This is a genomic window from Rhodococcus kronopolitis (genome assembly GCF_042654025.1).
Classification (GTDB): Bacteria; Actinomycetota; Actinomycetes; order Mycobacteriales; family Mycobacteriaceae; genus Rhodococcus_G; species Rhodococcus_G kronopolitis.
In genome coordinates this window covers 1-550 of sequence record NZ_JBHSFO010000019.1, presented here as the reverse complement: position 1 = coordinate 550, position 550 = coordinate 1, and the positions used below count along the sequence as shown (strand labels likewise).

The following is a 550-nucleotide window of genomic DNA, read 5'->3' as shown; positions in this document are numbered from 1 at the left end:
CGTACGGTGGATGCCTTGGCACCAGGAGCCGATGAAGGACGTAGTAGGCTGCGATAAGCCTCGGGGAGCTGTCAAACGAGCTGTGATCCGAGGGTCTCCGAATGGGGAAACCCAGCACGAGTGATGTCGTGTTACCCGCGCCTGAATATATAGGGCGTGTGGAGGGAACGTGGGGAAGTGAAACATCTCAGTACCCACAGGAAGAGAAAACAACCGTGATTCCGTGAGTAGTGGCGAGCGAAAGCGGAAGAGGCTAAACCATGGGTGTGTGATAGCCGGCAGGCGTTGCATTCGTGGGGTTGTGGGATCCATTTTGTCCATCCTGCCGGATGGGCCGACAGTAAGAAATCATCGTGTTAGTCGAAGTGGTCTGGAACGGCCTGTCGTAGAGGGTGAGAATCCCGTAGACGAAAACACGGTGACTGTCGTAGTGGACACCCAAGTAGCACCGGGCCCGTGAAATCTGGTGTGAATCTGTCGGGACCACCCGATAAGCCTAAATACTCCCTGGTGACCGATAGCGGACTAGTACCGTGAGGGAAAGGTGAAA

1 rRNA gene is annotated in these 550 nt (G+C 55.3%); it reads left to right on the top strand.

Annotated elements, in window-relative coordinates:
• Positions 1–550: ribosomal RNA gene (locus ACFO6S_RS21235) — 23S ribosomal RNA — on the top strand; the annotation flags it as partial.